At 44.3% G+C, this 15,296-nt stretch carries 11 protein-coding genes and 1 pseudogene; 3 read left to right on the top strand and 9 right to left on the bottom strand.

Going from position 1 to position 15,296, the window contains the following annotated elements; genetic code table 11:
- The first annotated feature begins 136 nt into the window (after positions 1-136).
- On the top strand, positions 137-1,195 hold the full coding sequence (locus RTN07_RS04160) for an NAD(P)H-dependent flavin oxidoreductase (RefSeq protein WP_144917705.1): 1,059 nt from the start codon (positions 137-139) through the stop codon (positions 1,193-1,195).
- A gap of 78 nt (positions 1,196-1,273) precedes the next feature.
- Here RTN07_RS04160 and ggt read toward each other — a convergent pair whose 3' ends face one another.
- The 5 genes from ggt to RTN07_RS04135 form a co-directional block, all read right to left on the bottom strand.
- Positions 1,274-3,043 (bottom strand): gamma-glutamyltransferase, encoded by a 1,770-nt coding sequence (gene ggt, locus RTN07_RS04155; protein WP_312175977.1) that lies wholly within the window; start codon positions 3,041-3,043, stop codon positions 1,274-1,276.
- A 235-nt stretch (positions 3,044-3,278) separates the two neighbouring features.
- Positions 3,279-4,682 carry a siroheme synthase CysG gene (gene cysG / locus RTN07_RS04150; RefSeq protein ID WP_312175976.1) on the bottom strand — a complete coding sequence of 468 codons (1,404 nt, stop codon included), beginning with the start codon at positions 4,680-4,682 and terminating at the stop codon, positions 3,279-3,281.
- Positions 4,683-4,770: 88 nt separating this feature from the next.
- On the bottom strand, positions 4,771-5,406 hold the full coding sequence (locus RTN07_RS04145; RefSeq protein ID WP_312175973.1) for a phosphoadenosine phosphosulfate reductase domain-containing protein: 636 nt from the start codon (positions 5,404-5,406) through the stop codon (positions 4,771-4,773).
- 219 nt (positions 5,407-5,625) lie between these two features.
- Positions 5,626-6,201 carry a DUF934 domain-containing protein gene (locus RTN07_RS04140; protein ID WP_312175971.1) on the bottom strand — a complete coding sequence of 192 codons (576 nt, stop codon included), beginning with the start codon at positions 6,199-6,201 and terminating at the stop codon, positions 5,626-5,628.
- 3 nt (positions 6,202-6,204) lie between these two features.
- The gene (locus RTN07_RS04135; protein WP_312175970.1) at positions 6,205-7,914 is read right to left on the bottom strand and encodes a nitrite/sulfite reductase; all 1,710 of its coding nucleotides are present in this window, start codon (positions 7,912-7,914) and stop codon (positions 6,205-6,207) included.
- Positions 7,915-8,181: 267 nt separating this feature from the next.
- On the opposite strand from RTN07_RS04135, the gene sat reads away from it, so the two are divergent.
- Positions 8,182-9,438, top strand: coding sequence for a sulfate adenylyltransferase (gene sat / locus RTN07_RS04130; protein ID WP_312175969.1), 1,257 nt, complete (start codon positions 8,182-8,184; stop codon positions 9,436-9,438).
- A gap of 175 nt (positions 9,439-9,613) precedes the next feature.
- Here the strand turns inward: sat and RTN07_RS04125 are convergent.
- From RTN07_RS04125 to RTN07_RS04110, 4 genes and pseudogenes are all read right to left on the bottom strand, one after another.
- Positions 9,614-10,324 (bottom strand): annotated as a pseudogene (locus RTN07_RS04125) (sulfate/molybdate ABC transporter ATP-binding protein); the annotation flags it as partial.
- A 41-nt stretch (positions 10,325-10,365) separates the two neighbouring features.
- Complete coding sequence (gene cysW / locus RTN07_RS04120; RefSeq protein WP_050325393.1) at positions 10,366-11,220, bottom strand: sulfate ABC transporter permease subunit CysW; 855 nt, start codon at positions 11,218-11,220, stop codon at positions 10,366-10,368.
- On the bottom strand, positions 11,217-12,128 hold the full coding sequence (gene cysT, locus RTN07_RS04115) for a sulfate ABC transporter permease subunit CysT (protein ID WP_198510400.1): 912 nt from the start codon (positions 12,126-12,128) through the stop codon (positions 11,217-11,219). Before cysT ends, cysW begins: the two co-directional genes overlap by 4 nt.
- A gap of 233 nt (positions 12,129-12,361) precedes the next feature.
- Complete coding sequence (locus tag RTN07_RS04110) at positions 12,362-13,510, bottom strand: sulfate ABC transporter substrate-binding protein (protein WP_409455540.1); 1,149 nt, start codon at positions 13,508-13,510, stop codon at positions 12,362-12,364.
- Between the two features lie 254 nt (positions 13,511-13,764).
- Between RTN07_RS04110 and xseA the strand changes: the two genes are divergently transcribed.
- Positions 13,765-15,282: an exodeoxyribonuclease VII large subunit gene (xseA, locus tag RTN07_RS04105; protein ID WP_312175965.1), complete on the top strand. Its 1,518-nt coding sequence runs from the start codon at positions 13,765-13,767 to the stop codon at positions 15,280-15,282.
- Positions 15,283-15,296 lie beyond the last annotated feature (14 nt).

Below are 15,296 nucleotides of genomic sequence, written 5' to 3'. Positions count from 1 at the left end.
TTCAGCCGATTTATAACGGGCATATAGTACTTTTCAATATCAGCTATTGGCGATACACTAACATGGTTTTCGATTTTTGCCCTGTGAGCCCATAACATAAAGACAAACACATTAAAACAATAACAAGGAACATAAAATGACCCATCATACCAAGGCAATTAACAGCTTTCTTGACTACGTTAAAGTTCAATTACCGATCATCCAAGCGCCTATGGCAGGTGTCCAAGACAGCAAACTTGCTATCGCTGTCTGCCAAGCAGGCGGACTTGGCTCACTCCCCGGCGCCCTGCTCAGCCTACAAAAAATCGAAAGTGAAATTGCGAGTATCCGTCAAGCGACTGACGCCCCCTTTAATGTCAATTTTTTTGCCCATCAACAACCTGACTATACCCAAGCGATGCAAGAAAAATGGTTGAATACCCTACAAACTTATTATCAACAATTGGGTTTGACCCAAGATGAGATAGCTACGACCGGTGGACGTCAGCCATTTACCCATGAACAAGCAGCGCTATTGGCGGATTTAAAAGTCCCTGTGGTGAGTTTTCATTTTGGGCTACCGGACAAAGCTTTGTTAAATATCGTCAAAAAATCCGGGGCGATTGTGATATCGTCCGCCACCACGCCTGCGGAAGCGCGCTGGTTGCAAGCCAATGGGGCGGATATGATTATCGCGCAGGGATTGGAAGCAGGCGGGCATCGGGGTATGTTTTTAAGCCAAGATGTCACGCTGCAAGCGGGCACTTTTAGCCTACTGCCCAATATCATCCGCTCTGTCAGTTTGCCGGTGATTGCGGCAGGCGGCATCAGCGACAACGCTACCGCACAAGCAGCTTTTGCCATGGGCGCTAGCGCGGTACAGGTGGGTACTGCATTTTTGCTGGCAGATGAGTGTGATACCAAAGACTTTCACCGCAAGGCACTGCAAAGTGAGCGAGCCGAACACACGGCTTTAACCAATCTATTTAGTGGCGGCTTAGCACGCGGGATTGTCAATCGCTTTATGCAAGAAACGGGGTATATTAGCAAGTCTGCACCGCCATTTCCCCATGCATCGTTTGTCAGTAACCCCATTAAAGCCAAAGCCGAAAGTATGGGAAGTGATGAGTTTAGCTCACTGTGGGCAGGGCAAAATGCAAGATTGGCGAAAAGTGGTACAGTAGATAAAATTATTCAAGATTTACTGGGCTACTAATTGCAAAAATAATCTTGATATATTTTGTTAGCAAAAAAAACGTGAGTAGCATCACTCACGTCTTGTTTACTGCACAGTTTAGAAACCTAATGTTTTGCCATCAGGATTTCTTGGGTCAGAATAGCCATAAAACCCAGAATCATCAGCTTGAATAATTTGAATACGTCCCATGGGTGCTTTAGTAACCACTTTATGACCTTTGTCTTGCAACAATTTTATCGTATCAGGACTAATGCCTTCTTCAACTCTAAGCTCATCGGGTAACCATTGGTGATGAACGCGTGGTGTAATTATCGCTTCTGCGGGATTCATTTCATGGTCAATCGTATTAACCACACTTTGCAATACAGTCGTGATGATACGAGCCCCACCTGGACTACCTGTCACCAGCCAAGGTTTATTATTCTTCATGACAATCGTTGGTGTCATTGAAGACAGTGGACGTTTTTTTGCTTCAATCGCATTGGCAGTACCACCCACTAGACCAAACGCATTTGGCACACCGGGTTTCACTGAGAAGTCATCCATTTCATTATTGAGTAAAATCCCTGTGCCTTCTACAACAATGCCACTACCAAAGTTAAGATTTAATGTATAGGTGACAGCAGCGGCATTGCCCGCTTTATCCATGACTGAAAAATGCGTAGTCTGGTCACTTTCATAAGGTTGTGGTTTACCAGGTTTAATGGTTGATGAAAGTCTTGCTTTATTATCATCAATCGTTTTGACCCGTTCATTCGCATAGGCTTTCGATGTTAAACCTGTGACAGGGATTTTGACAAAATCCGGGTCACCCAAATATTCTGAGCGGTCAGCATAGGCTAATTTCATACTCTCAGCCATGTGGTGAATATTTTTGGCACTATTTACCCCATCTTCTTTAATAGGGTAATGCTCAAGCATATTTAATATCTCAATCAAGTGTACACCACCCGAACTTGGGGGTGGCATGGTAACAACTTTATAGCCTCGATAATCACCAATAATTGGCTGGCGCTCAACAACTTTATAGGCTTTTAAATCTTCAAGTGCCATTGTGCCGCCATGTGATTGCATTTCTTTCGCAATTTTTGTGGCGATTTCACCTTGATAAAATGCTTTCGCCCCTTGTTTGGCAATCAAACGCAATGATTTCGCCAAGTCTTTTTGTACCAACAAATCACCAGATTTCAGCGGTTCACCGTTTTTGAAAAAAATCGCTTTGCTAGCTGCCCATTTACCCAGTGTTGATTTTTCTTCTTTTAACGTCTGTGCCAATACATCACTGACAATAAACCCTTTGTCTGCAAGCTTAATTGCAGGCTCAAGCACTTTAGATAATGGCATTGTACCCCATTTTTTTAGCGCGTATTCCATCCCAGCTACTGTACCAGGCACACCTGAAGCGTCATGCGTGAACAATGATTTTCCATCAATAACATTACCTTGATTATCAAGGTACATATCACGGCTGGCTTTGGCTGGCGCAATTTCGCGAAAATCAATGGCAACATCTTTGCCAGTTTTATCATCATGCAACACCATAAAACCACCACCACCAATGTTGCCTGCATTTGGCAAGACGACTGCTAAGGCAAATCCAACCGCGACCGCCGCATCGATAGCATTCCCGCCTTGTTTTAATATATCCAAACCAACTTGCGTGGCTAACCCTTGCTCGGAAGCCACCATACCATTTTTACCATAGACAGGATGAAAGATAGCATTACTGCTATCGTAGCGATTTGCCGCTAACTGGCTAGCATTGGTGGCGGGTTTTGGTAATAGTTTGCTTTGGGCAATGGGTGATATTACCAACATTAAAGCCAATGACAGATTGGTTAAAATCAATTTAGGTTTTAGTCGCATGTCCCTATCCTTCTAAAGTACTAGTTGATGTTGTAGCAGATACAAATAATATGTATTGCTACAATATACATAAATCCTTTCACAAAAAACGTTATATTAAATTGTGACAAAAACATTTTTGTTATCTGACCAATTCGTTAATTTTTCTAACGGATATTTAAGTTATAAGTATTTACCACAATCTGTAAGCTTTTTTAACTGCCATAGCCCTTCAATTAAAGATTGCTATAGTTTATTAAGATAGTTTATTAAGTCTGTGATGTAGCTTAACCACATTGCCCATAATCAAAATCGCTGGGGCGGGCAAGTTCGCCTCACGTTGTTTTGCCACGATGGTCTCAAGCGTGCCTGTCAAAACTTGCTGATGCGGCAAGCTGGCATTTGACACAATCGCAATCGGCGTACTAGGATTTTTTCCTGCATTAATCAAGCCACTCGTCAGTTTATCCAGCTGCTTTAATCCCATATAAAAAACCACGGTTTGGTTATCATCAAGCCAGCTAGCAAAGTCTTCATTGATGGTATCCGTCTTAAGAGAGGCAGTGACGAACTTGACAGAGTGCGCATACGCACGGTGAGTCAATGGAATACCGGCACAGCTTGCCGCCGCAGTGGCTGCGGTAATGCCGGGCACGACTTCAAACTCAATCCCAGCTGCAACCAATTGCTCGGCTTCTTCGCCGCCCCGCCCAAATACATACGGGTCACCACCTTTGAGACGTAACACGCGCTGTCCTTGCTGCGCCTGTTCCACGAGTAGCTCATTGATTTTTTCTTGCCTTATCGCATGATCACTGGCTTTTTTGCCGACGTAGATTTTGGTGGCATCACGCCTGCATAGATCGAGAATCTGCGCTGAAACCAAATTATCATAAAACACCACATCCGCTTGTTGCATCAATCGTAGCGCTTTAAAGGTTAGCAAATCAGGATCGCCTGCCCCTGCACCCACAATATACACTTTGCCAAGCTGTGCTTTATCCGTGGGTTGGTTGTTAGCGTGCTGCTGTAGCAAAGTTTCAAGTTGGCTTTCAGCTTTGCTTAGGCTATTTTCATTGCCTTCAAATACCGATTCCGCCACTTGCCCTTCAAAGGCTTGTTCCCAAAACTTACGTCTAGCCGTCACATTGGGCAATGCAGCTTTCACTTTATCGCGAAATCTACCGGCCAACCCTGCCAATTCACCATATTGCGGTGGCACGACTGTTTCGATTTTGGCTCGCAGCAGTCTTGCCAGCACAGGGGCTTTGCCTGCACTGGATACCGCAATGGTAATCGGATTGCGGTCAACGATGGCAGGAAAGATAAAGGTACATAGCGGTGGATTATCGACAACATTGACTGGGATAAAACGGGCTTCACAGTCATGAAAAATCTGTGCATTCACCGTTTCATCATCGGTACAAGCAATGACAATGGTTTGTTTATCCAAATATTTTTGCTGATAAACATCGTTAATCAATTGATGACGAGAATCGCTAAATTGCGCGATGAGTCTCGCCTCATAGCTGGGTGCGACAAAGGTGATAGTAGCACCCGCTTTGTCAAGCAAATCTGCTTTACGCAGTGCCACTTCCCCACCGCCAACCACGAGTACGGGGCGATTTTCTAATTTAAAAAATAGCGGTAAGGTATTCATAGACATTCTCAACATTAGATAGTGACAAGAACAATTAAGCCGAACCGAAGTTCAGCTTAACATTTTCATACATACTGCCGATCAAAAATTATAATTGTGTGTGTAGACCACATTCACGGTTTTCTTCGACTTTGGTAGGGTCAAAGTAGTCATGTTCATTTGGCAAATCATGCTCTTTTAAGTAAGCTTCTAGGTCATCTTCTGACCAATGGAACAATGGCGCTACTTTTAACACGCCGTCTTTACTTTCTGACAACACGTCAAGCGATTGGCGAAATTCCGTTTGGTCTTTACGAATCGCATTAATCCACACGTCAGGGGCAATTTCTTTTAACGCACGTCCAAATGGCTCAAGTTTCACTTGCTCAGTGAATTTTTCGTGCGCTGGGTTGTTGACGCTAGGTACGCCGTTGAACTCGACATCACGCCAAGCTGCGGTTTGTTGTGGCAAATAGGTAATCACGTTTAAGTTTAGACGTTTAATCAAATCTTGGGCATGGCGGTAAGTCGCTTCAGTGTTATAGCCAGAATCCACGAACAATACTTTGATATCAGGACGTTGTTTGGCAACCATCTCTAGTAGTACCACTTCATAAGGGCGAAAGTTGGTAGTGACGATAGGATTACTACCTTGTGCCAGTGCCCAAGCAATGATTTCCTCGGGAGTTTTGCCATTTAATTCTGCGTTGGCTTTGTCTAGGTCGATATTTAGTTTATTGCTCATTGGATTTCCTAATGTTTTATGGTGAAAAATTGGGATACGCTATGCTAATCAATTATGCGATGTTTAAAAAATGATTTTTAATGATATTATTATGAAAATTTAGAATTAACAAATTAACTTGAAATGCAGAAACCAGAAGTTAAAAAGGATAAGGTAACAACTTTCTAACATTAAAAAAGCGAACCCTTAGATTCGCTCAATCTTAGCATGATTCAACAATTAATTAGCAAAAATCGGCAATTGCGTCACACTGCGACCTGTATAACGGTGTTTGATATCGACAAAATAATCAAACCAACTGGGGTTAAAATCGCTGTCATCAATATCAAACTCACTAAACCCTACTTCGGTGAGCAGCTGCAACGTATCTGGCAAGATATCACCGCTAGCGCGCAACACAATAGCGGAGTTATAACTAGGGTGTTGCTGAATCTTTTGCGCCAAACTATAACCGCGTCCATCACGAAAACCATGAAAATCAATCACAATCACCGACAGTAGCGGCATCACTTTGACAAAGTCCTGGTGCAAAAACTGATAATCACTAGCACCCGATAAAATAATACCCAGTTTTTTATCGCCCAACCGATGGGACAATGCTACCAAATCATCCGCTTCTAACTGCGGTTTTGGCGGATTTTTCTCGCTAAATTCGACAGGGCGATAGTCCACCAAAATTTCGGTGATATCTGTGGCATACTGGGATGGGTCAATGTGCTCGATTTTTTGCTCATGAATACTCACGCTCACTGACTTGACATTATCAATCACTTGGCTTTGGTTAATGAGTGCCATGGCTTATCCCTCCACCGGCTGTTCTGATTTGTCACGATATACATACTCTTTAAATGGCTCAATACCGATACGATCAACAACTTCGGCAAACGTTTCACTACCAAAGTCGGTATCCGCCGCTTGACGGTATTTAAGATAGACTTGCAGGATATCATCCACTGTCGCCGCAACCGCATCGACAGGCACGGATTTACCCAAAATATCGCCTAATTTGGCGTTTTGACCCGAGCTACCACCGAGCGAGATTTGGTACCAATGCTCGCCTTTTTTATCTACGCCCAAAATACCGATATCTGCAACATGGTGATGCGCACAGGCATTCATACAGCCTGACATATTTAGACGAATCTCACCAATATCATGGACAAAGTCTGCATCTTGGAAATATTGGTTGACTTGGTTGACGATATTTAAGGTACTGGCATTGGCCAATGAGCAATAGTCAAAGCCTGGACATGAGATAATATCCGTCAATAAGCCAATATTTGGGCGGGCAAGGTGGTATTGTTTGAGCACCTGATAGACGTCATATACTTCTTCAAGTTTGACGTCTGTGAGCACCAAGTTTTGATGATGGGTGCCGCGCACTTCACCAAAGCTGTATTTATCCGCCAAATCAGCCACCACGCGCATTTGGGTGGCGGTGATATCACCCGTGTCTTGCATAAAATGTTTGAGTGAGATAATCACCACATGATAGCCTTTGACTTTATGCTCGCGGGTATTTTGATTAAACCAACGCACAAACTCGCTATCTTCAAACTGGGTAGCCAGTTTGTCTTGGCTAGCTTGTAATTGTTGTTGGCTGAATGTTTGATACGCCGGCTGTGGAAAGAAGGTTTTGGCGTGTTCAATTTGTTCAGCTGTCAGTGTTAACGCACCGTCTTTATTGTGTTTTTGCCAATCTTCTTCCACGATTCGTGAAAACGCTTCGGCGCCCATACTTTCTACCAAAATCTTGATGCGGGCTTTGTATTTGTTGTCACGGCGACCATATTGGTTGTAGATACGTAAGATGGCATCTAAATAAGAGAGTAAATGGCGTTCAGGTAAAAACGGACGAATCACTTTACCAATCACAGGGGTGCGCCCTAGACCACCGCCCACAATCACTTCAAAGCCAATGTCACCTGCGTCATTTTTGACCACATGCAGGCCAATGTCATGCAGCTGGGTCGCCGCACGGTCTGAGCGAGTACCGATGACCGCAATTTTAAATTTACGCGGTAAATAGGTAAATTCTGGGTGAAACGTTGACCATTGGCGAATGATTTCACAATACGGGCGCGGATCGGCAATTTCATCAGCCGTCACACCGGCAAACTGGTCGGTAGTGGTATTGCGGATACAGTTACCTGAAGTTTGAATCGCATGCATTTGTACCGATGCCAATTCTGCCAAAATATCGGGCACTTCTTCTAATTTTGGCCAGTTAAATTGCATATTGGTACGGGTGGTGATATGACCATAGCCACGGTCGTATTTTTCGCTGATGTCGGCAAGTTTACGCAGTTGATACGTCGCAAGCAGACCATAAGGAATCGCCACGCGAAGCATCGGCGCATGACGCTGAATATATAGACCGTTCATCAGGCGTAATGGCAAGTACGCTTCTTCACTGAGCTCGCCAGCCAAAAAACGTCGGGTTTGGTCGCGAAACTGCTCGACCCGATCATCTACCAATTGTTGGTCAATTGCGTTGTATTTATACATGCGGATTCCTATGTCACTAAGACAAATTCTAATTACAAAGTGAATTTAAAACTTTTAGCTTTTGCAGCTATTTCAACTGGGTGAAATTTTAACCTGCCTATCATAAATGCCCAAGGGGTTTTTAGTAAATTCCATTTTTACATAAATATATCGAATTACTGCATTTATTATTGCGAACTGCAATATTCTATTATACGCTACCTTAATTTTTTTGAACCGTCTGTTTTTTTGACACGTTAATTTTGACCCGCTAATATAGGAAATCCGATGAGCCAAAGCGCCACTTCAACTCTCCATTCTCTAAGCCAACTAGTACCACCGCACGGCAGTGACACATTAAAAGAAAAATTACTTAAAGGCGATGCGCTAACCGCCGCCCAGCAAAAAGCCAAAAATCTCCCAAAAATCCAAATCAGCTCCCGTGAAGCCGGTGATTTGATTATGCTCGGTATTGGTGGCTTTACCCCGCTAGATGGTTTTATGAACCAAGCAGACTGGCAAAGCGTATGTGACAACATGCATTTAACCAGCGGTGACAATGCGGGCGTGTTTTGGCCCATTCCTATTACCCTATCAACCGATACTGCCACTGCCGATACGCTAAACCCAGGTGATGACATTGCGCTGGAATACCAAGGTGAAATCATGGGGATTTTGACCTTAAGCGAAAAATACCGCATTGATAAAGCGCACGAATGCCAAACCGTCTTTGGCACCACAGAGCTTGAGCATCCCGGCGTTGCCATGGTAATGGCACAAGGTGATGTTAATCTAGCCGGCGATGTGGTGGTATTAAGCGAAGGCGAATTCCCGAGCAAATATGGTGATATCTACCTCACTCCGGCACAAACCCGTGACATCTTTACTCAAAATGGCTGGAAAACCGTCGCTGCTTTCCAAACCCGTAACCCGATGCACCGCTCACATGAATACCTTGCCAAAATCGCCATTGAAATCTGTGATGGCGTACTCATTCATTCATTGCTTGGCGCATTAAAACCTGGGGATATTCCTGCAGATGTACGCCAAGAAGCCATTGCTACATTAATCGACCATTACTTCCGTAAAGACACCGTCATCCAAGCAGGCTATCCACTGGATATGCGCTATGCAGGTCCGCGTGAAGCATTATTACATGCCTTATTCCGTCAAAACTATGGTTGTAGCCATTTGATTGTCGGGCGTGACCATGCAGGCGTGGGTGATTACTATGGCGCGTTTGATGCGCAGCATATTTTTGATACGCTCAAACCGAATGATTTAATCACCCAACCGTTAAAAATTGACTGGACATTCTGGTGTGACGCTTGTGACTCGATGGCATCGACCAAAACTTGCCCACACGATGCCAGCCATCACGTCAAAGTCTCAGGTACCAAATTGCGTAAAGCCTTATCTGAAGGCGAAGACGTGCCTGATAACTTCAGCCGTCCAGAAGTGTTAGCGGTACTTCGTAACTACTATGAAGGCTTAGAAGATCATCAAAAACATAAAGTGGAGCTAACAGGTCACTCTGCAAAATAATTATTGTGGGGTTTCATCTATCAATCGATAAAAAGGGTATGTGATAATACCCTTTTTTTTATCCAATATTTAGCAAAAAAATTAGCAAAAAAAAGAAGCACGCGGCTTCTTTTTTTATTGCTTAACTAAGCTAAATTTAACTAGGCTAAATCACATATTCGACATGCGAATCTTGCAGAAAATTGGCAACAAAATGACTCGAGGGATGATTGACTAGCGTCTCATAATCACCAATTTGCACGATTTGACCTTGGTTCATCACCACAATTTCATCGGATAATTCTGCCGCTTCTTCTTGGTCATGGGTCACTAAAATACTGGTGACACCGAGCTCATGATGAATTGAGCGCAGCCAAGCACGTAATTCTTTACGCACCTTGGCATCGAGTGCGCCAAATGGCTCATCGAGTAACAACAGCTTCGGCTCTACCGCTAACGCACGCGCCAATGCGATACGCTGACGCTGACCGCCTGAGAGTTGATGCGGGTATTTTTTTGCGGTTTGGGATAGTTGCACGAGCTCCAGCAGATAATTGACCTTTTTGCTGATTTCCGCGTTGCTTAAGCGTTTGTTTTTTGGCATGACGGTCAAGCCAAACGCCACGTTATCAAACACGGTCATATGGCGAAATAACGCGTAATGCTGGAACATAAAGCCGATATGGCGCTGCTGCACAGGCACATCGGTCACATCTTCACCATCAAACAAAATACGCCCCGTATCGGCAAGCTCAAGCCCTGCGATGATGCGCAGTAAGGTAGTCTTACCACAGCCTGAAGGTCCCAAGAGTGAAGTTAATTTGCCCGTCGGTACGGTTAAATTAATCGGTTGTAGTGCAGTAAAGCGACCAAACTGTTTGGTGATATCACGGATTTCAATACTCATGGTATTCTCTTAACTTTTTTATTTTTTAAATTGCATCAATGTTATTCATCATTGGCAGACTGACGTTTAGTCAACGCCTGCTGTACGATTAAGGTAACGAGCGCCAACAACGCCAACAAACTCGACAACGCAAACGCCGCCGTCATGTTGTATTCATTGTAGGCAATCTCAACCAATAGCGGCATGGTATTGGTTTCACCGCGGATATGACCTGAGACCACACTCACCGCGCCAAACTCACCCATCGCACGGGCATTGGTCAAAATAATACCGTATAGCAATGCCCATTTGATATTGGGCAGTGTCACCCGCCAAAACATTTGCCAGCCTGACGCACCGAGTGTTAACGCTGCTTGCTCTTCACTGCTGCCCTGCGACTGCATCAGCGGAATCACTTCACGCGCCACGAATGGAAAAGTCACAAACATGGTGGCAAGTACGATACCGGGAATGGCAAAAATCACTTGAAAACCAAAGTATTCTAGCCAGCCGCCAAGCCAAGTATTGGCGCCCAGTAGCGCTACAAACATCAAGCCTGCGACCACCGGCGACACCGAAAATGGCAAATCAAGCAGCGTGGTGAGAAATTGCTTACCTTTAAAATCAAATCGGGTCAATAGCCAGGCTAATGCAATCCCAATCACCGTATTAATCGGTACCACAATCAGCGCCGTAATCAAGGTAAGCTTGATAGCCGATAACGCCTCGTGATCGGTCAAGGCAGCCACATACAACTGCCAGCCAGATTTTAAGGCTTCGTAAAACACCGATATCAGCGGAATCACTAGCATGAGCGTCATAAACGCCACCGCAATACCAATTAAGGTATAACGTAGCCATGTTGGCTCACGGGTTGCGGCTTGGGTTTGGTAAGGATATTGGCTGCTATCTATCATACACTTGCCCCGCCCATACGTTTGGTTAATAGCCACTGCAAGGCATTAATGGCGAATAAAATCACAAACGAAATCATCAACATAAATAAAGCAACCGCAGCAGCCCCTTGTACATCAAAACTTTCAAGCTTACCAATAATGATTAACGGTAAAATCTCAGATTTCATCGGCAAATTACCCGCAATAAAAATCACCGAACCATACTCCCCCGTCGCCCGCGCAAACATCATGCCTGAGCCCATTAGCAACGCAGGATACAATTCTGGTAATATGACCCGTCTAAAAGTTGTCAATCTACCAGCGCCCAGCACCGATGCCGCCTCTTCATATTCTGGCGACAGCTCAGCTAGCACAGGTTGCACCGCACGCACAATAAACGGCAAACTCACCACAATCAACGCCAACCAAATACCAATGGGGGTAAAAGCAATTTTAATGCCAAATGGCGCAAAAAACTGCCCGATTAAACCATTGGGTGCATATAAGGTTGCTAGCGAAATCCCCATTACCGCCGTTGGCAAAGCAAAGGGCAAATCGACCAGTGCATTTAAAATCGACTTTCCCCAAAACTCATAGCGCACCAATACCCATGCAATCAGCGTACCAAACACCAAATTGGTCAATGTCGCTAGTAATGACATTTTTAGCGACAGTTCAATCGCTGCCTTGACGCGCGGTTCGGCAATGGTTTTGATAAATCCTGCCACGCCAATATCGGCGGCCGTCATTACCATTGCCACAAATGGCAATAGCACAATAATCGACAACGCCAACACACTGATGCCCAAACTCAAATTAAAAAACGGCATGATATGGCGCTTTTTATTGCGTTTTAAGGGTGAATTGGGTGTTTTAGGCTGATTGTTTGATGTTAAATCGGCTTGATGGTTAGCATTGATGCTTGCCATGCAGGGCTTCCTTTACTAATAATCGGTAGGCAACGTCAGAATTTAAACTAATAAACATACAAAAATAAAAATTCAAAAATAAAGATACAAAAAGCTCTGTACCCAAAATCTTAAGCACGGCTATAGTACCATCTCACTTTGATTTTCCAAACTATATTTATGCGCTTTAAATATTCTTAGCTAGAATAAAAAACCAGAGCCGAACTCTGGTTTTGTGAGCTTAACACAGCGAACTATTTTGCAGCAGGTGCCGATGCTATGGTGCTCGTTGGGCTGGCTAGCTGATCAAAGACACCCCCATCTTTGAAGTATTTGGTCATGATATCCGTCCAGCTGCCAAATTCGGCATTAGGACTAAAGGTGGTAAGCGCGGGTAATTTATCTTGATTTTTAGCCAGTACCGCAGTGTCGCTTGGGCGCAGGTATAAATCTGCCGCCAATTGCTGGGCAGGCTCGCTCCATAAATAATCAAGATACGCTTTCGCTGCGTCGTTGGTGCCTTTTTTATCGGTCACTGATTTGACAATCGCCACGGGGTTTTCTGCTGATATGGTGTAGCTTGGATAAACAATTTGCACATCGCCTTTACCAAACTGTTTAACCGCGAGATTGGCTTCATTTTCAAAGGTGACTAACACATCGCCAATTTGACGTTGTAAGAACGTGGTAGTCGCCGCACGCCCACCATTTTCATACACAGGTACGTTTTTGAGCAACTCTTTGACAAAGTTTTTGGTTTTGTTTTCATCTTTATTAAAACTATGTAAGCCGTAGCCATACGCACCTAAGAAAGCATAACGCCCATTACCCGTGGTTTTTGGATTGGCAAGTACGATTTGTACGCCTGGTTTTGCCAAATCAGACCAGTCTTTGATTTGTTTTGGGTTGTCTTTACGCACCAAAAACACGATGGCACTGGTATAGGGTACTGCTTTGTTTGGGAATTGGCTTTGCCAATCTTGTGCCACCAAGCCTTTTTTCACTAACAGCTCTACATCTGAGCCTTGATTCATACTGACCACGTCTGCTTGCAGACCATTGGCAACTGCGAGCGCTTGTTTACTAGAGCCGCCATGCGATTGCTGGATATCAACGGTTTTGCCGCTATTTTTGGCTTCGTAGTCTTTGATAAACAGGGGATTGTAGCTTTTATAAAAGTCACGCGCGACGTCATAAGAGACATTGAGCAGTTTAATACCACCTTTATCGCTTGCACCTGCATTTGATTGCGTGGCGGCTTGACCTGAAGCGGCTTGTTGGTCTTGCTGGGTGGGCGCACGTGAACAGCCCGCTAGGCTCACGCCTAATAACGCCAGACTTGATAGCACAGCTACGGTTTTGTGTTGGACCTTAGTTTTTTTTTGAAAATTAACAGTCATCATGGTCACCCCTCATCTCAATGTATAAAAATCAATATATAATGTTAAATTCATACTATTTTACAAAAAAAGCGTCGACAAAAAAAACAATATTATTCTTTATTCATATTCCACTTCTGAATATTACATCATAAAATATAATGTAATATTTAAAATTAACAGCTTAACAGGCTCTATCAAACCTGAATCACAAATGTCACGTTGTCAGCGTTATCATTTTCCCCTACAATTTTATTTTTAGTTAACAAGAATTCTCCATGGCAAAAGCTTCCAAAACCGTTATCAAATCAATTGAAGATCAGCTCGCACGACTGGATTTGCAAACCACCTCATTAAACCAGGCTGATGACGTATTTTTGGCGCTGCTTGACGATAGTGAGCCTGATCATAAAGCAACTGCAAAGCGTGGCAGTGTTGATAACTTAAGCGTTGATAACTTAAACGATGATGACTTTAGCGAACAATTAGCCATTCAAGACCGCGATAGCCAACTGCAACAGGCATTAAGCGATACTATATTGTCACTAAGTGATTATCTATCCGCTGTGCAGTTGGTGATTAGTGAAACGTTTGCCCATACCGTTTGGGTGAAAGCTGAAATCCGTAGTCTGTCAGCCAAAGGCGGTCACTATTATTTTGAATTGGCGGATAAAGATATGGAGGGCAAAGTCACCGCCAGCTGCCGCGGCACGCTATGGCGCGGTCAAGCAGCCAAAGTACTGTCAAAGTTTGAAAAAAACACTGGCATGAGCCTTGAGCGAGGCTTGAATGTATTGCTCAAAGTCTCAGCCACGTTCCATGCCCAATATGGCTTTTCTTTAAACATCGTCGATATCGACCCCACTTACACACTGGGCGATTTGGCAAAGCAATACCAAATGATTTTAACCAGACTGCATGAAGAAGGGCTGCTCGATCTCAATCAATCGCTCCCGATGCCGTTTGATATTGAGCATGTGCTCGTCATCGCCCCTGAAAAAGCCGCAGGGTTGGGCGATTTTCGCGCGGATGCCGATAGGCTCGCCAGCACAGGGGCTTGTATTTTTCATTATGAGCACGCCACTTTTCAAGGCAATCACGCCCCTGAAGACATCCGCCAAGCCATCATTAAAGGCATGAAAAATCTGAGCAAGCAGCATATTACCGCAGATTTGATAGTGATTATTCGGGGTGGCGGCGCGGTGGGCGATTTGGCGTATCTCAATGATTACGAACTTGCCGCGCTGGTAGCGGAGCAGCCGATACCGGTATGGGTCGGCATTGGTCATGAGCGCGACCGCGTCATGCTAGATGAAGTCGCACATCAAAGTTTTGATACCCCATCCAAAGTTATCGCAGGTATTCGCAATCATTTGCTCACTATTACCCAGGGTGCCAAACAACATTTTTTAACCATCGAGCAAATTGCTAAATCCAGCATCTTGCAGGCACGGCGTGATAGCGAACAACAACTTACCAAGATACAATCGGCAGCGCAGCGACAATTATCTGCCGCTAAACTTGCCATGGACAACCAATTTGTACAGATTCGCCAACTTGCCTATCAGCAAATCACCACGGCTCGTCAATCGACCGATCGACTGCGTGAGATGACATTGTTACAGCATCCGTCAACTGTATTAACTCGTGGCTATGCGATTATCAGAACCTCGCATCCTACATCAAATACGGTGATGACTTCGATTGCCCAAGTTGAACCCAATACAACCATAACCATTGAGCTACAAGATGGCTATCTACAAGCCACCGTCAATGCTAAACACCCAAAAAACTGACCTATCAATCAACA

This window comes from Moraxella sp. CTOTU46934 (assembly GCF_031979465.1).
Classification (GTDB): Bacteria; Pseudomonadota; Gammaproteobacteria; order Pseudomonadales; family Moraxellaceae; genus Faucicola; species Faucicola tetraodonis.
This window is presented reverse-complemented; position numbering and strand designations above follow the sequence as displayed.